Here is an 18,643-nt window from a genome sequence, read left to right as displayed (position 1 = left end):
AACGTCCGACGTTATTGGATGCCAGTTCCCGGCTTCGGTGTCGCAACTGTGTACCAGACATAATCGGCACTTCCTGCGACGACTTCTTCGCCCATCTGCGCCAATAGCAACACAACCGGCACCTCATCCGAATCCAGGTCCGCCATGTGCAAAGGTGCGCCTGCATCTTTACGCGCATGCCAGGAACCTGCGATCAAAATCGCAGGGGCCGGCGCGTTCAGCAGGCTTTGGGCCAGACGACGATCACGCTGTTGCTGCACGGCGAGCGTCGCGGTTTCCTGATTTTCGAGCAGCGCACTGCCATGCAGTTCACGCAGATGCCCCAGAAGAAGCGCTTGCACGGCAGAGGTTGTCGAGCGTGGCCCGGTGAGTTCCGGCATGTGCTGATAGATCGAAGCCACCTCGGCCACGTCCAGATTCGCCGATAACAAGGGGCAGGATTGTGCCAGTGCAAACCGCATGACCGGGCCGTGCAAGGACCAGTCCCAGGCTGGCTGCCACTGCAAGGCCAATGGCAAGTCTGCAGGATAATCCGACCGGGCGATCCGCTCCCGCACCGAATCGACGGAAGCCTGCTGGAGCGGGTTCAATGACTCGAACAACACACTGCCCTGAGGACGCTGATCGGCCAGAACCTGCAATAGCCACAATTGCACGGCCTGATGGTCAAGGTTGTCGCGCTGCTCACCCACAACCACCCTGGGTGCGGCAGCGAGACGCGCTGCAAGCTGCCTGCTTGTCAGTGCCCGGCCATTCTTGATGTCACGAATCATTCCTGAATCCAACTGCTCGTGCTTAGCCCGGAAATCCGGTATCAGGCAACATTACCTGCTCACATGGGTGCGCTGCCAGACTAACATCACGCAGAATGATCCTGACTAGAACATTTTGACCTGTACGACGACCGCGACCATCCACCACTTCGCACCCAACAACCAAGCATCACGGGGTTTTCTTGAGATTCCTTTGCACATCGAGCCATCTACCTGAATCACAAAGCAGAGGTTTTAACCTGGAAGGCCACGCATTTCTGGCAGTACGCCGGCAAGGTGAGGTGTTCATCTACAGAAATCGCTGCCCACATCGCGGTATTGCCCTGGAATGGCAGCCCGACCAATTTCTGGACAGCAGCGCCAGCCTGATTCAGTGCGCCACGCATGGCGCGCTGTTTCTCATCGAGAATGGCGAATGCGTTTCAGGCCCTTGCGAAGGCCAGTCGCTGAACGCGGTAGATTGCCGCGAAGATGCGCAGGGCATCTGGGTAAAGCTCCCGACAGAAGACCAGGAAGACTGATCCTGATGGCGGGTCAGCCCAGCCCTTGAACCTGAAAACGCCGATCTATGCGTATTTCCTCTGAATCCAGCTGAACACCATAGGCCAGGATCTCGACGCCTGCATCGATGGCATCTTGCAGCGCCAACGCGTAGGCAGGATCGATTTCCAGCGCGGGCCGGACAGCTTCGATCCCGGTCAGGTTGACGCAATACAGCAGGACAGACCTCACGCCGTCGCGCGCCAATGCAGCGAGTTCGCGCAGATGGCGTGCGCCTCGCTGTGTAACAGCGTCAGGAAATGCAGCGACCGCCGACTCATCGAAGCCGAGCGTGACGCTTTTTACTTCCAGATACACATAACCGTCGGGGTACTCCAGGCGAAAGTCGACACGGCTTTTTTCCTGCCCGTAAGCCACCTCCCGCTTGAGGGCCGTAAATCCGGTCAGCTCGGTGATGACACCGGTGCGCAGCGCTTCCTCCACCAGCGTATTGGCGCGCCCGGTGTTGATGCAGGCGAAGCGCCCCTGCGGCGTTTCACTGATTTCCCAAGTCCCCGGCAACTTGCGCTTGGGATCATTGGAGCGACTGAACCAAATGCGGCCTCCCGGCATCATGCAATTGAGCATCGAACCGGTATTGGGGCAATGGATGGTCAGCCGTTCACCGCTGTCGGTTTCGATGTCGGCCAGAAAACGCTTGTAGCGAATAATCAGGCGACCCGGTTCAAGCTCAGGCGAAAAACGCATCAGGCACTCCAGGTTCGCAGGCCACGCGCGATGCGCTCGACGGCCTCCTGCAATCTCTCAAGACTTTGCGTATACGCAAAACGCACATGATGCCCGGCCTGATGACGACCAAAGTCCAGCCCCGGCGTGAACGCAACGTGTACGGTTTCCAGAAAGTGACGACAGAACGCAAAAGCGTCACCGCCGAACGCGCTGATGTCGGCGTACAGATAAAAGGCCCCTTCCGGCTCGACAGCAATGCCGAAACCCAGCTCACGCAATGCAGGCAACAGAAAGTCCCGACGACGACCGAACTCTGCGCGGCGCTCTTCGAAAATCTCCAGCGTGTGTGGCTCGAAACAGGCGAGTGCGGCGTATTGCGCCATGCTCGGCGCGCTGATGTAGAGGTTCTGGGCCAGTTTTTCCAGATCGGCGACCGCTGCCGGCGGCGCAACCAGCCAGCCAAGACGCCAGCCCGTCATACCGAAATACTTTGAAAAGCTGTTGAGTACGAACGCATCGTTATCCACTTCCAATACGCTGCTTGCGTCCACGCCGTAAGTGAGGCCGTGATAAATCTCATCCACCACCAGATGGCCGTTACGCGCTTTCAGGCTCTGCGACAACGCAGCCAGCTCGTCGCGGTGCAGCAAGGTGCCGGTCGGATTGGCGGGCGATGCCACCAGCGCTCCGACACTGTCCTGGTTCCAGTACTGGCCAACCAGCTCGGGCGTCAATTGATAACGCTCTTGCGGACCGACCGGCACCAATTGCGCGCCCCCTTCGATAAGGCGCAGAAAGTGACGATTACAGGGGTAGCCTGGGTCGGCGAGCAACCAGTGTTTGCCCGGGTCCACCAACAGACTGCTGGTCAGCAGCAAGGCACCCGATCCGCCGGGCGTAACCAGAATACGTTCAGGATCGATGCTGACCTGATAACGCTGGGCATAGAAACCCGAAATGGCCTCACGCAGTTGGGGCAACCCACGGGCGGCGGTGTAACGCGTCTTGCCCTCTGCCAATGCAGCCTGACCGGCTGCGATAACGGGCTGGGCAGTGGTGAAGTCCGGCTCGCCTATTTCCAGGTGAATGACATCGTGGCCCGCCGACTGCAGCTCATTGGCGCGCGCCAGCAACGCCATGACATGAAACGGTTCGATGTCGCGACTGCGCGCGCTGTAGGGCTGGGTCATGGGTCCATCCTTATGGAGAAAACGTCTGGAAATATCATTGTCATGACAGCGGGGCACGATTCTACCCAACCCTGTGCCAGCAGTGCGCTAAATGATCAAGTCGGGGCGTATCGATAAAGCCGGAAGAAAAGAAAGCTACGACGGCAGCCAAAGGCTAGAGTTCATTTAAGGCAAGAGCAGTTTCGTCACGGCCGTCTCTGCAAGCAGACCGCGTCGTCATGCTCGACAACCGGGAGTAGCGCACTCCGATTTGATCTGGTAAGTTCGCCCGCTTGCAGCTGCAGGGCCGACGGGTGTCGGTGATGGAACAATCCTGCGCAATAGATTAGAAGAGTGAGAGGCGGTCCATACATGCCCACCCCAGAAAAGCAACAGAACCATCTAATCAGCGGCTTCGCACCCTACGTACCAACGAAGGGTGAGGAGTACATGAGCGACCCCATGCGCGCCCACTTCACCAAGATCCTGAACAAGTGGAAGCAGGACTTGATGCAAGAGGTCGATCGCACGGTAGACCACATGAAGGACGAAGCTGCCAATTTCCCTGATCCGGCGGACCGCGCCAGTCAGGAAGAAGAATTCAGTCTGGAACTTCGTGCCCGTGACCGCGAGCGCAAACTCATCAAGAAGATCGACAAGACGCTGCAACTCATCCTTGATGAGGAATATGGCTGGTGCGAATCCTGCGGCGTCGAGATCGGCATCCGCCGCCTCGAAGCTCGCCCTACCGCGGATCTGTGCATCGATTGCAAGACCCTGGCGGAAATCAAGGAAAAACAGGTCGGTAAATGACCTGTCGGGACCTGCCTTAAATGAAAAGACGCTTCGGCGTCTTTTTTGGTTTTGTGGACAGCGTTCGCGGACAAGTCCGCTCCCACAGCTGAACTCCGTACGTAGGAGTGGACTTGTCCGCGAACGCTGCTTCTCAGTCGCCGCGTCTCGTGACTGGACCGGCCGGTTCGATCAAGTAGGTCAGTACTCCATCTCCACACTGCCGCCACGCTTGATCGCCCAACCAGAGCACCAGTAACATCCGGCCCATGAAAAAATCTGCCTACATCGGGCGCTTTGCGCCGACACCCAGCGGTTATCTGCATTTTGGCTCGCTCGTTGCGGCGCTCGCTTCCTATCTCGACGCCCGGGCTGCGGGCGGGCAATGGCTGATGCGGATGGAGGACCTGGACCCTCCACGCGAAGTGCCCGGCGCGCAGGCCGCCATTCTCGATACGCTGGAGCGTTACGGTTTCGAATGGGACGGCGCATGGGTCCGGCAAAGCGAACGCCACGATGCTTACGCGGCCATCATTGATCGCTGGTTCAGCCACGGGCTGGCCTACGCCTGCACCTGCTCACGCAAACAACTCGAAGACTATCAGGGTGTCTATCCAGGCCTGTGCCGCAACGCAGGCCACTCCCCCGAAAACGCCGCCATCCGTATTCGCGTGCCGGAACTGGAATACCGCTTCGAAGACCGGGTGCAAGGCACGTACCGCATGCACTTGGGCAATGAAAGCGGTGACTTCGTGATCCGTCGCCGCGACGGCCTGTACGCCTATCAACTGGCAGTGGTGATTGATGACGCCTGGCAAGGTGTGACCGATATCGTGCGTGGCGCGGACCTGCTGGACTCGACGCCCCGGCATTTGTACCTGCAAGAGCTGCTGGGCATTCCCCAGCCACGTTACCTGCATGTTCCGCTGATGACCCAACCGAACGGTCACAAGCTCGGCAAGTCATACCGCTCCCCACCGCTGCCCGCCGATCAGGCGACCCCTCTGTTACTGCGCGCATTACGGGCACTGGGACAGCCGACCGATCCGCACCTGACCTACGCCACGGCGCAGGAAGTACTGGCCTGGGGCATCGAGCGCTGGAACGCTGACCTGATTCCAAAGCTGCGCAACATTGAAGAAGCCCGGATAGACTGAGCCAGAGCCGTCGCGCAAAAGTACTGCTTAAGGATAGTTGCAGGTTGTTCGACATCCGTTACCATGCCGCTCCTCATCTACCAGCGCAGGGAGACCAGATGTACATTTACCGGTTGGTTTTGCTTCTGGTGGTAGGTATCTATCTTTTTTCTCCAGCCATCATGGACTGGTGGATCGACGCGACGGGAGCCTGGTATCGGCCTTACCTGTTGTGGCTGATCCTGATCGTGGTGACGTTCATCCTGCAAAGCCAGCGAGATGCCGATGAGCTTTAGCCTGACGCAGATGCTGCTGGTGAGCGCCGGCTATCTGCTGGTGCTGTTTGGTGTCGCCTGGGTCAGTGAACGCGGCCTGATCCCGCGCGCCATCATTCGTCACCCCCTGACCTATACCTTGTCGCTGGGTGTGTACGCCAGCGCCTGGGCGTTCTATGGCACGGTCGGCCTGGCTTATCAGTATGGTTACGGCTTTCTGTCCAGCTACCTTGGCGTCTCCGGGGCATTTCTGCTGGCGCCGGTGCTGCTCTATCCGATTCTGAAAATCACCCGCACCTATCAGCTTTCCTCATTAGCCGACCTGTTCGCGTTCCGTTTTCGCAGCACTTGGGCCGGCGCACTGACCACCGTGTTCATGCTGATCGGCGTATTACCGCTGCTGGCCCTGCAGATTCAGGCCGTCGCCGACTCGATCAGTATCATGACGCGCGAGCCGGTGCAGGATCGGGTCGCGATAGCGTTCTGCGCAATCATCATGCTGTTCACGATCTTCTTTGGCTCCCGGCACATCGCAACCCGCGAAAAGCACGAAGGGCTGGTGTTCGCGATTGCCTTCGAATCGCTGATCAAACTGATCGCTCTCGGTGGCGTCGGCCTGTATGCGCTGTACGGTGTATTCGACGGCCCGCAGCAACTGGAACTCTGGCTGCTGCAAAACCAGACCGCCCTCGCCTCGCTGCACACGCCATTGCAGGAAGGTCCGTGGCGCACGCTGCTGCTGGTGTTCTTCGCCTCGGCCATCGTGATGCCGCACATGTATCACATGACCTTCACCGAAAACCTCAACCCTCGCTCGCTGGTCAGCGCCAGTTGGGGGCTGCCGTTGTTCCTGCTGCTCATCAGCCTGGCCGTACCACTGATTCTTTGGGCGGGGCTCAAGCTGGGGGCCACAACCAGCCCCGAATATTTCACGCTGGGAATCGGCATCGCGGCCGGTAAACCGGCGTTGGCACTGCTCGCGTACATTGGCGGACTGTCGGCGGCCAGCGGATTGATCATCGTCACCACCCTGGCGCTGTCGGGAATGGCGCTGAACCACCTGGTGCTGCCGCTTTATCAGCCCCCGGCCGAAGGCAATATCTATCGTTGGTTGAAGTGGACACGGCGCGGGCTGATCGTTGCGATCATCGCTGCAGGCTATGGCTTCTACCTGATGCTGGGTGCGCAACAGGATCTGGCCAACCTGGGCATCGTGGCCTTTGTCGCCACGCTGCAGTTTCTGCCCGGCGTGCTTTCAGTGCTGTATTGGCCGACCGCCAACCGACGCGGCTTCATCGCCGGACTGCTGGCGGGGATTGCAGTCTGGGTGGTCAGCATGCTGCTGCCGCTGATCAGCAACCTGCAAGGCTTCTACATCCCGTGGCTGAACATGATCTACGTGATGGACGACACCAGCTGGCACATGGCGGCCATCGCGTCACTGGCCGCCAACGTGCTGCTGTTCACGCTGGTGTCACTGTTCACCAACGCCAGTGCCGAGGAAGTCAGCGCGGCCGAAGCCTGCGCGGTGGACAACGTGCGACGCCCGCAACGTCGGGAACTGCACGCCGTCTCCCCGCAGGAATTTGCCACGCAACTGGCCAAGCCCCTGGGCGCCAAGGCGGCGCAGAAAGAGGTCGAGCAGGCCCTGCGTGACCTGTACCTGCCGTTCGACGAGCGACGACCTTACGCATTGCGCCGTTTGCGCGACCGTATCGAAGCCAACCTTTCAGGCCTGATGGGGCCGAGCGTCGCCCAAGACATGGTGGAAACCTTCCTGCCGTATAAATCGGGCAGCGAAAAATACGTGACTGAAGACATTCACTTCATCGAAAGCCGGCTTGAGGATTACCATTCGCGCCTGACCGGGCTTGCCGCCGAACTCGATGCGTTGCGCCGCTACCACCGTCAGACGCTTCAGGAATTGCCAATGGGCGTGTGCTCGCTGGCCGAGGATCAGGAGATCCTGATGTGGAACCGTGCGATGGAAGAGCTGACCGGCATCGTCGCCCAGCGTGTCGTCGGCTCACGCCTGGAAACCATTGCAGAACCCTGGAAAAGCCTGCTGACCGGATTCATCAGCGTTCCGGACGAGCACTTGCACAAGCAGCGCCTTGGCCTTGACGGACAGACCCGCTGGCTGAATCTGCACAAGGCCGCGATCAACGAACCACTGGCACCGGGCAACAGCGGTCTGGTGCTGCTGGTCGAGGACCTGACCGACACCCAGATGCTCGAAGACAAGTTGGTTCACTCAGAGCGGCTGGCCAGCATTGGCCGTCTGGCGGCAGGCGTGGCCCATGAAATTGGCAACCCGATCACTGGTATCGCCTGCCTGGCTCAGAATCTTCGCGAAGAGCGTGAAGAAGACGACGAACTGAAGGAAATCAGCAGCCAGATTCTCGAACAGACCAAACGTGTGTCGCGTATCGTGCAGTCGTTGATGAGCTTCGCCCACGCCGGCGCGCACCAGCACAGCGACGAAGCCGTCTGCCTGGCCGAAGTGGCTCAGGATGCTATCGGTCTGCTGGCGCTGAACCGACGTAATTTCGAAGTGCAGTTCTATAACCTGTGCAACCCCGAGCACTGGGTCGATGGTGACCCGCAACGGCTTGCGCAAGTGCTGATCAACCTGCTGTCCAACGCGCGCGATGCGTCGCCTGCGGGCAGTGCGGTCAGGGTCAAGAGCGAAGCTTCAGAACACACTGTGGACTTGATCGTCGAAGACGAAGGCAGTGGCATTTCCAAGGCAATCATGGACCGATTGTTCGAGCCCTTCTTCACCACCAAGGACCCCGGTGAAGGAACAGGACTGGGCCTTGCACTGGTCTATTCCATCGTTGAAGAGCATTATGGACAAATCACCATCGACAGCCCGGCCGACCCCGAGCACCAGCGTGGTACCCGTATCCGGGTGACTCTGCCACGCCATGTCGACGCGACGTCCACCGCGAACTGAGACCGTCGAGAGAACTGAATCAATGCCGCATATTTTGATCGTCGAAGACGAAACGATTATCCGCTCAGCCCTGCGTCGCCTGCTTGAACGCAACCAGTATGAAGTCAGTGAAGCAGGCTCTGTTCAAGAGGCTCAGGAACGTTTCAGCATTGCGTCGTTTGACCTGATCGTCAGTGATCTGCGGCTGCCCGGCGCGCCTGGCACCGAACTGATCAAGCTGGGCGAAGGCAAGCCGGTGCTCATCATGACCAGCTATGCAAGCCTGCGTTCGGCCGTCGACTCGATGAAGATGGGCGCGGTGGACTACATCGCCAAGCCCTTCGATCACGACGAAATGCTCCAGGCCGTATCCCGCATCCTGCGTGATCGCCAAACCGTCAGCAGCCTTCAGGCCGAACGCGGTGCCACCGGCAAGGCGAGCGGTGTCGAGAAAGGTGCCGCGCCGAATAATAACGGCGAGATCGGTATCATTGGGTCCTGCCCGCCGATGCTGGATCTGTACAGCAAGATTCGCAAAGTGGCACCCACCGACTCCAACGTGCTGGTCCAGGGCGAATCGGGCACTGGCAAAGAGTTGGTCGCTCGCGCCCTGCACAACCTGTCTCGCCGCGCCAAGGCACCGATGATTTCGGTCAACTGTGCGGCTATTCCCGAATCGCTGATCGAGTCCGAGCTGTTCGGTCACGAAAAAGGCGCGTTCACCGGTGCCAGTGCCGGACGCGCGGGCCTGGTCGAAGCGGCGGATGGCGGTACCCTGTTCCTCGATGAAATCGGCGAGTTGCCGCTTGAAGCGCAGGCGCGCCTGTTGCGCGTATTGCAGGAAGGCGAAATTCGCCGGGTGGGTTCGGTTCAGTCACAAAAGGTCGATGTGCGACTGATCGCCGCGACCCACCGGGACCTCAAGACCCTCGCCAAGAACGGCGAATTCCGTGAAGACCTGTTCTACCGCCTGCACGTGATTGCGCTGAAGCTTCCAGCGCTGCGTGAACGTGGCAGTGACGTGCTGGAAATCGCCCATGCGTTCCTGGCGCGCCAAAGCGCCAAAGTCGGCCGCACCGACCTGAAGTTCGCACCCGATGCCGAGCAGGCTATTCGTCACTACAGCTGGCCGGGCAACGTCCGCGAACTTGAAAACGCGGTAGAGCGCTCGGTGATCCTTTGCGAAAACCCGGAAATCACAGCCGACCTGCTGGGTATCGACATCGAGCTGGACGGTCTGGGGGACGATGAGTACATGGGCCTGGCACCGCTGCCCAACGGATCGACCTCAGGCAGTAGCGAACCGACCGAGGATCTGTCGCTGGAAGATTACTTTCAGCATTTCGTTCTGGAACATCAGGACCACATGACCGAAACCGAACTGGCGCGCAAACTCGGGGTCAGCCGCAAATGCCTGTGGGAACGTCGCCAGCGACTGGGCATTCCACGTCGCAAAGGTGTCGCCAACGAGACCTGATACCCCGCCCAAGCCTCTGGCACGCGGTGCACAGGGTTTTGCGCAAACTGTTACCTTACTTGCATCACGTAACAAAAGCCGGGGCTTACGGTAACGAAGTCCCGGCTTTTTTATGCCTGACTGAATCGCCAAAAGCGTGCAAAGCCCCGTTTTCCGGGGCTTTGCAAAAGTTGGCACAGGTCCTGCTATATCTCTAGTACAAGAAGAACAACAAGCAGTACGACACCCATAACAAGAACAATACGAATCGACTCACGCATAACAAGAACAACACGGCGGAGGCGCAGCTAACTGATTCTTTTGGAGAGGAGTTGTATTTGGGGCTTGCCCCGCAACCAGGCCGAGAACAACAAAAAACTACCCTTAGGTAGAGCCTGAACTGGTTGGATCTAATGATCATTGCAACGCAGCGACCAAAGCAATCCGTTTGCTCTTGACTCCCGATTGGGAGGTTTCACAGGCGAAAGTCTCGTGAATGGGCACTCAACAAAAACAAGAAGCCCTAACAGAAAACAATAATAAAGAGCACACACTTTGGGGGAGCTTCGGCTCCCCCAGTAGCTTGCGGAGCAAAATCAGGCCGCTACTTTTCCCCTTCCGCGTCAGCGTCCTACACCATCCCCCGACTAAATGCTAGAATCCCCGCCCATCATGCGGTCATTCCACGTTTTTGGCCGAATATTCCTTCAAACAGTGCATCCCATGCTGAAGAAGCTGTTCCAGTCATTTCGTTCTCCACTGCGCAAGCCGCAGCAACATACGCGCACCACGCCAGAAGTGCTCAATAGCAGCCAGCACTCGCTGCAGCGCGCTCAGTTCAGCCGCTATGCCGTCAACATTGTCGAGCGCCTGCAAAACGCGGGCTATCAGGCCTATCTGGTCGGTGGCTGCGTACGCGACATGATGCTCAATATCACGCCCAAGGATTTCGACGTCGCCACCAGCGCCACGCCAGAACAGGTGCGTGCCGAATTTCGCAATGCCCGTATCATCGGTCGCCGGTTCAAACTGGTACACATCCACTTTGGTCGCGAGATCATCGAAGTGGCCACGTTCCGCGCCAACCATCCGCAGGATGACGAAGAAGAGGACAGCAATCAGTCCTCGCGCAATGAAAGCGGCCGCATCCTGCGTGACAACGTGTACGGCACCCTTGAAGAGGACGCCCAGCGTCGCGACTTCACGATCAACGCCCTGTATTACGATCCGGTCACCGAGCGTGTGCTGGATTACGCCAACGGCGTACACGACATCCGCAATCGCCTGATCCGCCTGATTGGCGACCCGGAGCAGCGTTACAAGGAAGACCCGGTGCGCATGCTGCGTGCCGTGCGTTTCGCCGCCAAGCTGGATTTCGGCATCGAAAAGCACAGCGCCCTGCCGATCCGTCCGCTGGCCGCCATGCTGCGTGATATCCCGTCGGCGCGCCTGTTCGAAGAAGTGCTCAAGCTGTTCCTGTCCGGTCATGCCGCCTCGACATTCGAGATGCTGGTCGATCTGGAGCTGTTCGAGCCGTTGTTCCCGGCCAGTTCCAAGGCGCTGGAATACAACCCGACCTATACGCACACGCTGATCAGCAATGCGCTGATCAACACTGACCTGCGCATCAAGCAGAACAAGCCCGTCACCCCCGCGTTCCTGTTTGCCGCCCTGCTCTGGCCCGCACTGCCTGCCAAGGTGCTGCGCGCTCAGGAGCGTGGCATGCCGCCGATCGCCGCGATGCAGGAAGCTGCGCATGAGCTGATCATCGAGCAGTGCCAGCGCATCGCGATTCCGAAGCGATTCACAATGCCGATCCGCGAGATCTGGGACATGCAGGAGCGTCTGCCGCGCCGTTCGGGCAAGCGTGCCGATCTGCTGCTCGACAACTCGCGCTTCCGTGCCGGCTACGACTTCCTGCTGCTGCGCGAAACCGCAGGCGAACAGACCGATGGTCTGGGACAGTGGTGGACCGACTATCAGGAATGTAACGAAAGCCAGCGCCGCGACATGATTCGCGACCTGAGCGGCAAGCCGGAAGCTGCCGGCGCCGCGCCGCGCAAACGTCGTCGCAGCAGCGGTGCGAAGCGCAAGCGCACCGATGCCGAGACATCCGGCGGTGAATGACACGTCGTTGACCGGTGAACGTGTTTATATCGGCCTGGGCAGCAACCTTGCAGACCCGGCAGAGCAACTGCGCAGCGCCGTCAAAGCGCTGGAACAGTTGCCGGACAGTCGATTGGCAGGTGTCTCCTCGTTTTACGTCAGCGACTCACTGCTCCCCGGCCAACCGCGCTTCACCAACGCGGTCGCGGCGCTAGACACCACCCTCTCGCCACTTGCGCTGCTCGATGCGCTCCAGGCGATCGAACGGGACCAGGGCCGTGAACGCCACGAGCGCTGGGGTCCTCGCACGCTGGACCTCGACATTCTGCTGTTCGGCAACCGCCTGATCGACGAACCTCGCCTCAAAGTGCCGCATTACCACATGCAGGCCAGGCCTTTCGTTCTCTACCCGCTGGCCGAACTGGCGGCTGGTCTGACCCTCGCCGACGGCCGCCAACTGAGCCAATTATTGAGCGAATGCCCGTTCGTTGGCCTGGAACGTCTGCCCGTCCAGGCGTAACCCCGGCCTGCCACTCGTTACCTGAGCTGTAACCGCTCCGGTAAACGGGTAACACCTGCAATTGACTTCATGCCCCCTCCTCACGAAGATAGGCCTCCCGCCGCCACCCCAATGGCGAACGGGCGCGAAACAGGCCTTTGCAAAACACCGCGACACGACGGTGTGCCTGCTTTTCCAGGATGACTCTCACGCGCTGGGTCCCGCAGTTTTCAGCGCCTGATGGAGGACTTTACATGCCGAACATAACCGTTACGTCGCTGCTGGGTATGAAACAGAAAGGTGAAAAAATCACCATGCTGACCTGCTACGACGCGACCTTCGCCCACGCTGCCAGTCAGGCGGGCGTCGAAGTGCTGCTGATAGGCGACTCGCTGGGCATGGTCCTGCAGGGCCATGACAGCACGCTGCCGGTGACCACCGCCGAGATGGCGTATCACGTGGCCTGCGTCAAACGCGGCAATGAAGGCGCATTGATCCTCGCCGACCTGCCATTCATGGCCAACGCCACGCTGGACCAGACCTTCATCAACAGCACCGCGCTCATGCAGGCGGGCGCCCACATGGTCAAGGTCGAGGGGGCCGCCTGGCTGGCCGAGTCGATCCGGCTGCTGGCAGAGCGCGGCATTCCGGTCTGCGCCCACATGGGCCTGACACCGCAGTCGGTCAACGTGCTGGGCGGCTACAAGGTGCAGGGACGTCTGGAAGCTCAGGCACGCCAGATGCGCGCCGACGCCATTACGCTGGAGCAAGCTGGCGCGGCAATGATTTTGCTTGAGTGCGTACCCAGCGAACTGGCCGAAGAGATCACCCATGCGGTGAAGATTCCGGTGATCGGGATTGGCGCGGGCAGTGCCACCGACGGACAGGTACTGGTGCTGCACGACATGCTGGGGCTTTCCATCACGGGACGCGTCCCGAAGTTCGTGAAGAACTTCATGGTCGGTCAGCCTGACATTCAGTCGGCCATCCGGGCGTATGTCACCGCCGTCAAAGACGTCAGCTTTCCCGCCATCGAACACGGATTCTCGGCATGATCACAGTGACAACCGTTTCGCAGCTGCGCGCAGCCGTCTCCAAGGCACGCAGTGAAGGAAAGCGCATCGGCCTGACGCCGACGATGGGCAATCTGCACAGCGGCCACGCCGCACTGGTCACCAAAGCCGCCCAGTGCGCCGACTTCGTCGTAGCGACCATCTTCGTCAACCCGCTGCAGTTCGGCGCCAACGAAGACCTGGCCACCTACCCTCGCACACTGGCGGCAGATCAGGAAAAACTGCTGCAGGCAGGCTGCGACCTGCTGTTCACACCAAGCGTGGAAGAAATGTACCCCAACGGCATGGACGGCCAGACGCTGGTCAGCGTGCCGCTTGTATCGGAAGGCTTGTGTGGCGCGAGCCGCCCCGGCCATTTCGATGGCGTGGCGACAGTCGTCAGCAAGCTGTTCAACATGGTGCAACCTGACGTCGCGGTATTCGGTGAAAAAGACTTCCAGCAGCTTGCGGTGATTCGGGCAATGGTCCGCGACCTGAATATGCCGATCCAGATCGTCGGCGAACCGACCGTACGTGCCGACGATGGCCTGGCGCTTTCCTCACGCAACGGTTACCTGAACGAGGAGCAGCGTGCCGCCGCACCTGCGCTGTATCGCGTGCTTCGCCAGACAGCCGACGCCATCCACGCGGGCGAGCAGAACTTCGACGGACTGTTACAACGCAGCGGGCAGGCACTTGAGGCCGCAGGCTTTCGCATCGATTACCTGGAAATACGTGAGGCCACCAGCCTGCGTCCGGCCACTGTTCAAGACCGTGACCTGGTTGTCATCGCCGCCGCATTCATGGGCAAGACCCGACTGATTGACAATCTGCACCTGATCAAGGAATAACAACAAGATGCACACCGTGATGCTCAAAGCCAAACTGCACCGCGCGCAAGTGACCCACGCGGTGCTCGACTATGAGGGCTCGTGCGCCATTGATGGCGAATGGCTGGACCTGTCGGGCATTCGTGAGTACGAACAGATCCAGATCTATAACATCGACAACGGCGAGCGCTTCACCACGTACGCCATCCGGGGCGAAGAAGGCTCGCGCATGATTTCGGTGAACGGCGCTGCCGCACACAAAGCGAAAGTCGGCGACCGGGTGATTATCTGCGCCTATGCTCACTACTGCGACGCAGAGCTGGTCAATTTCAAGCCGCGCATGCTGTACCTGTCGCCTGGCAATGAACTAAGCCACACCAGCAATGCCATACCGGTACAGTTTGCGTAACTGAACGCCAACAGCATTCAAGCCAACAGTCCGGCGATTGTGTGAAATAGTACCGGGCTCAGGTTCGGCGAAGCGCAGACAAACCGGCATGCGAGCGTTAGTCTGCGTTATGTGGCCCATGAGTCAGTTCGCGACCTCGCTTCAGACAGTCTGAATGCCCAAAGACAGATCCAGTTAAGGAAACCCGCAGCGATGGCGTACTACCGCACTCCTTCCGATGTGACCGCTTTGCCCGCTTGGCAAGCGTTGAGTGAACACCGCAAAGCCATGCAGAATTTCAGCATGCGCGAGGCGTTCAATGCAGATCCGCAGCGCTTCGATGAGTTCACCCTCAGCAGCGCTGGCCTGTTTCTCGATTACTCGAAAAACCTGATCACCACAGAAACGCGTGATTTGCTGGTAAGCCTGGCCAACGAAGTGGGCCTGAAAGACGCGATCAAGGCGCAGTACGAGGGTGAGCTGGTCAATGCTTCCGAAGGTCGCCCGGCATTGCACACCGCCCTGCGCCGCCCGGTGGGTGACAAGCTCAAGGTCAATGGCGTCGATGTGATCCCGGACGTGCATCGCGTTCTCAATCAGATGACCGAACTGGTCGGGCGCATTCATGACGGCCTGTGGCGCGGCTACACCGAAAAGCCGATCACTGACGTGGTCAACATCGGCATCGGTGGCTCCTTCCTTGGCCCGGAGCTGGTTTCCGAGGCCCTGGTCGCTTACGCCCACAAAGGCGTTCGCTGCCATTACCTGGCAAACATCGACGGCAGTGAATTCCACGAACTGTCGATGAAGATTCGCGCCGAGACCACGCTGTTCATCGTCTCGTCCAAATCGTTCAACACCCTGGAAACGCTGAAGAATGCGCAGGCAGCACGCGCCTGGTACCTCGCGCAGGGCGGTTCGGAAGCGGAACTGCATCGCCACTTCATCGCCGTTTCCAGCAACAACGCCGCCGCTGTGGCGTTCGGTATTCGTGAAGAAAACATCTTCCCGATGTGGGACTGGGTCGGCGGTCGTTACTCGCTGTGGTCGGCAATTGGTCTGCCGATTGCGCTGGCCATCGGCATGTCCAACTTCAAGGAGCTGTTGTCCGGCGCCTACACGATGGACCAACATTTTCAGAGCGGGCCGTTCGAGAAGAACATGCCGGTGCTGCTGGCCTTACTGGGCGTCTGGTACGGCAATTTCTGGAATGCGCAGAGTCACGCGATTCTGCCGTATGACCACTATCTGCGTAACATCACCAAGCACCTGCAACAGCTGGATATGGAATCCAACGGCAAAAGCGTGCGTCAGGATGGAACGCCAGTATCAACCGACACGGGCCCGGTCATCTGGGGCGGCGTGGGTGCCAACGGTCAACACGCCTACCACCAGTTGCTGCATCAAGGCACCCAGATGATTCCGGCTGACTTCATCGTGCCGATCGTCAGCTTCAACCCGGTAGCCGATCACCATCAATGGTTGTACGCCAACTGCCTGTCGCAAAGCCAGGCCCTGATGATGGGCAAGACCAAGGCTGAAGCGGAAGTAGAGCTGCGCGAAAAAGGCATGGCCGAAGATGAGGTGCAGGAACTGGCACCGCATAAGGTCATTCCGGGCAACCGTCCGAGCAACACGCTGGTGGTCGAGCGTATCAGCCCGCGTCGTCTTGGCGCGCTGGTGGCAATGTATGAACACAAAGTGTTCGTGCAAAGCGTGATCTGGGGCACCAATGCCTTTGACCAGTGGGGCGTCGAGCTGGGCAAGGAAATGGGCAAGGCTGTGTACCATCGTTTGACCGGCGGCAGTGAAGAGCCGGCTGATGATGCGTCCACCCAAGGCCTGATCAACTACTTCCGCGGCCGTCACCGCGGTTAATGGATTGAGCTGATCCGATCGTGTCCACGTTATGCGTGGGCACGATCCAACGGGCCTCATCTGCGCCTGTATTGAACCCCTCCCCTTACGCATGACTCCCATTTCTGTAGATCACAGAATAAGGAAGCCGTCATGTTCGATATCAGCGCTTTCCCCAACGCCCTCGCCGTATGCAAGGCTGCGCAACTCAGTGAAGCCGACTACCGACGCCTCTACCGCCAATCGATCGATCACCCCGACGAGTTCTGGGCGGAGCACGCCAACCTGTTTCTGGAATGGTCTGCGCCCTGGAGCCAGGTCCAGCAGGCTGATCTTGCGACAGGAAAGGCCACATGGTTCAAAGACGGCAAGCTCAACGTCAGCCACAACTGCATTGACCGTCACCTGAAAGACCGCGCCGATCAGATAGCCATTATCTGGGAAGGCGACAACCCGTCCGAATCGGCAGAAATCACCTACGAGAAACTCCACCACCACGTGGCCCGTCTGGCCAACGTGTTGAGGAGACGCGGCGTGAAAAAGGGTGATCGGGTGTGCATCTACATGCCGATGATTCCGGAAGCCGCCTACGCCATGCTGGCCTGCGCCCGGATCGGAGCGGTGCACTCGGTCGTATTCGGCGGCTTCTCTCCGGACGCGTTGCGCGACCGGATTCTGGATGCTGACTGCCGTACCGTCATCACGGCTGACGAAGGCGTTCGTGGCGGTAAGTACATCCCACTCAAAGCCAACGTCGACAAAGCGCTGCAAAGCTGCCCGAACGTTAGCACGGTGTTGGTGGTAGAGCGCACCCAAGGTGAGATCGAATGGGTCAAAAACCGCGACCTCTGGTATCACGAAGCAATCCACGGGGTGGGTGATGACTGCGCGCCAGAACCGATGGACGCCGAGGACCCGCTGTTCATTCTCTATACCTCAGGCAGCACCGGTAAACCCAAGGGCGTCCTGCACACCACGGGCGGCTACCTGCTCCAGGCGGCCATGACCCACAAGTACGTATTCGACTACCGGGACGGCGAAATCTTCTGGTGTACGGCAGATGTCGGCTGGGTCACCGGGCACAGCTACATTGTTTACGGACCGTTGGCCAATGGTGCCACGACCCTGATGTTTGAAGGCGTACCCAACTACCCGGACTCGTCACGTTTCTGGCAGGTCATCGACAAACATCAGGTCAACATCTTCTATACGGCGCCGACCGCCTTACGCGCCCTGATGCGTGAAGGTGCAGGTCCGCTGCAAGGGTCGTCCCGCGAAAGCCTGCGATTGCTGGGCAGCGTGGGCGAACCGATCAACCCGGAAGCCTGGGAATGGTATTTCCATCAGGTCGGCAAGGAGCGCTGCCCCATCGTCGACACCTGGTGGCAAACCGAAACCGGAGGAATCATGCTGACGCCGCTCATCGGTGCCGGCCGGGTCAAGCCCGGTTGTGCCACTGCGCCCCTGTTTGGCGTGCATCCTGTGTTGCTCGACGCAGAGGGTAAGGAAATCGACGGCCCCGGCAGCGGTCTGCTGGCGATAAAAGCCAGTTGGCCTGGGCAGATCCGCAGCGTGTACGGTGACCCGCAGCGCATGATCGACACCTACTTCAAACCCTTCCCCGGCTATTACTTCACCGGCGATGGTGCACGGCGTGACCAGGAAGGCGATTACTGGATTACCGGACGTGTCGATGATGTCATCAATGTGTCGGGGCATCGCATCGGTACTGCCGAAGTCGAAAGCGCGCTGGTGCTGCACGACAACATTGCCGAAGCGGCCGTGGTGGGCTATCCGCACGACGTCAAAGGCATGGGCATCTATGCTTTCGTTACGCCGATCAACGGGATCGAACCCAACGACGATTTGAAAAAAGAGCTGCTCACCCACGTCAGCAAGGACATTGGCAGCTTCGCCAAACCGGATCATATTCAGTGGGCGTCAGCCTTGCCGAAAACCCGCTCAGGCAAGATCATGCGCCGCATTCTGCGCAAGATCGCCTGCAACGAGCTGGACAGCCTGGGCGATACGTCCACACTGGCAGACCCAGGCGTGGTGGACGATCTGATCGACAGACGCTTGAATCGTTGAAGCTGCCAAGGCATGGCCAGCGCCGCGTTCGCTGTAGTAAGCATGAGGGAA

General features: G+C 59.4%; 16 protein-coding genes. 13 read left to right on the top strand and 3 right to left on the bottom strand.

Annotated features, from left to right (window positions below):
• Positions 1-11: 11 nt before the first annotated feature.
• On the bottom strand, positions 12-773 hold the full coding sequence (locus ALP40_RS18430) for a ChaN family lipoprotein (protein ID WP_122209626.1): 762 nt from the start codon (positions 771-773) through the stop codon (positions 12-14).
• A 182-nt stretch (positions 774-955) separates the two neighbouring features.
• Here ALP40_RS18430 and ALP40_RS18425 point away from each other — a divergent pair, with 182 nt between their 5' ends.
• Positions 956-1,294, top strand: coding sequence for a Rieske 2Fe-2S domain-containing protein (locus tag ALP40_RS18425; protein ID WP_122209625.1), 339 nt, complete (start codon positions 956-958; stop codon positions 1,292-1,294).
• A gap of 13 nt (positions 1,295-1,307) precedes the next feature.
• Here the strand turns inward: ALP40_RS18425 and sfsA are convergent, their stop codons facing one another.
• Positions 1,308-2,021, bottom strand: a complete 714-nt coding sequence (gene sfsA / locus ALP40_RS18420; RefSeq protein WP_122209624.1) for a DNA/RNA nuclease SfsA — start codon at positions 2,019-2,021, stop codon at positions 1,308-1,310.
• Positions 2,021-3,193 carry a pyridoxal phosphate-dependent aminotransferase gene (locus ALP40_RS18415; protein ID WP_122209623.1) on the bottom strand — a complete coding sequence of 391 codons (1,173 nt, stop codon included), beginning with the start codon at positions 3,191-3,193 and terminating at the stop codon, positions 2,021-2,023. The genes sfsA and ALP40_RS18415 overlap by 1 nt, the downstream gene beginning before the upstream one ends.
• A 351-nt stretch (positions 3,194-3,544) precedes the next feature.
• On the opposite strand from ALP40_RS18415, the gene dksA reads away from it, so the two are divergent.
• The 12 genes from dksA (at position 3,545) to acs (ending at position 18,592) form a co-directional block, all read left to right on the top strand.
• Positions 3,545-3,985: an RNA polymerase-binding protein DksA gene (dksA, locus tag ALP40_RS18410; RefSeq protein WP_122209622.1), complete on the top strand. Its 441-nt coding sequence runs from the start codon at positions 3,545-3,547 to the stop codon at positions 3,983-3,985.
• 248 nt (positions 3,986-4,233) lie between these two features.
• On the top strand, positions 4,234-5,121 hold the full coding sequence (gluQRS, locus tag ALP40_RS18405) for a tRNA glutamyl-Q(34) synthetase GluQRS (protein ID WP_122209621.1): 888 nt from the start codon (positions 4,234-4,236) through the stop codon (positions 5,119-5,121).
• A 98-nt stretch (positions 5,122-5,219) separates the two neighbouring features.
• Complete coding sequence (locus ALP40_RS18400; RefSeq protein WP_004879930.1) at positions 5,220-5,396, top strand: hypothetical protein; 177 nt, start codon at positions 5,220-5,222, stop codon at positions 5,394-5,396.
• On the top strand, positions 5,380-8,334 hold the full coding sequence (locus ALP40_RS18395; RefSeq protein ID WP_122209620.1) for a sensor histidine kinase: 2,955 nt from the start codon (positions 5,380-5,382) through the stop codon (positions 8,332-8,334). The genes ALP40_RS18400 and ALP40_RS18395 overlap by 17 nt, the downstream gene beginning before the upstream one ends.
• A gap of 22 nt (positions 8,335-8,356) precedes the next feature.
• Positions 8,357-9,790, top strand: a complete 1,434-nt coding sequence (locus tag ALP40_RS18390) for a sigma-54 dependent transcriptional regulator (protein WP_122209619.1) — start codon at positions 8,357-8,359, stop codon at positions 9,788-9,790.
• 702 nt (positions 9,791-10,492) lie between these two features.
• On the top strand, positions 10,493-11,896 hold the full coding sequence (locus ALP40_RS18385) for a polynucleotide adenylyltransferase PcnB (RefSeq protein WP_122209618.1): 1,404 nt from the start codon (positions 10,493-10,495) through the stop codon (positions 11,894-11,896).
• Positions 11,871-12,395: a 2-amino-4-hydroxy-6-hydroxymethyldihydropteridine diphosphokinase gene (gene folK / locus ALP40_RS18380; RefSeq protein ID WP_219853923.1), complete on the top strand. Its 525-nt coding sequence runs from the start codon at positions 11,871-11,873 to the stop codon at positions 12,393-12,395. Before ALP40_RS18385 ends, folK begins: the two co-directional genes overlap by 26 nt.
• Before the next feature lie 233 nt (positions 12,396-12,628).
• On the top strand, positions 12,629-13,429 hold the full coding sequence (gene panB, locus ALP40_RS18375) for a 3-methyl-2-oxobutanoate hydroxymethyltransferase (RefSeq protein ID WP_122209617.1): 801 nt from the start codon (positions 12,629-12,631) through the stop codon (positions 13,427-13,429).
• Positions 13,426-14,277 carry a pantoate--beta-alanine ligase gene (gene panC, locus ALP40_RS18370; protein ID WP_122209616.1) on the top strand — a complete coding sequence of 284 codons (852 nt, stop codon included), beginning with the start codon at positions 13,426-13,428 and terminating at the stop codon, positions 14,275-14,277. Before panB ends, panC begins: the two co-directional genes overlap by 4 nt.
• Positions 14,278-14,284: 7 nt before the next feature.
• Positions 14,285-14,665, top strand: a complete 381-nt coding sequence (panD, locus tag ALP40_RS18365) for an aspartate 1-decarboxylase (RefSeq protein WP_122209615.1) — start codon at positions 14,285-14,287, stop codon at positions 14,663-14,665.
• 192 nt (positions 14,666-14,857) lie between these two features.
• Positions 14,858-16,522: a glucose-6-phosphate isomerase gene (gene pgi, locus ALP40_RS18360; RefSeq protein ID WP_122209614.1), complete on the top strand. Its 1,665-nt coding sequence runs from the start codon at positions 14,858-14,860 to the stop codon at positions 16,520-16,522.
• 132 nt (positions 16,523-16,654) lie between these two features.
• A complete protein-coding gene (gene acs / locus ALP40_RS18355) occupies positions 16,655-18,592 on the top strand; it encodes an acetate--CoA ligase (RefSeq protein ID WP_122209613.1) in 1,938 nt (645 codons plus the stop codon).
• The last annotated feature ends 51 nt before the right edge of the window (positions 18,593-18,643 follow it).

It is taken from the genome of Pseudomonas viridiflava, from assembly GCF_003702045.1.
In the GTDB taxonomy this organism is placed as follows: Bacteria; Pseudomonadota; Gammaproteobacteria; order Pseudomonadales; family Pseudomonadaceae; genus Aquipseudomonas; species Aquipseudomonas viridiflava_C.
Note: the sequence above shows the minus strand (reverse complement) of the source record. Positions and strands in the feature narration are given on the sequence as shown.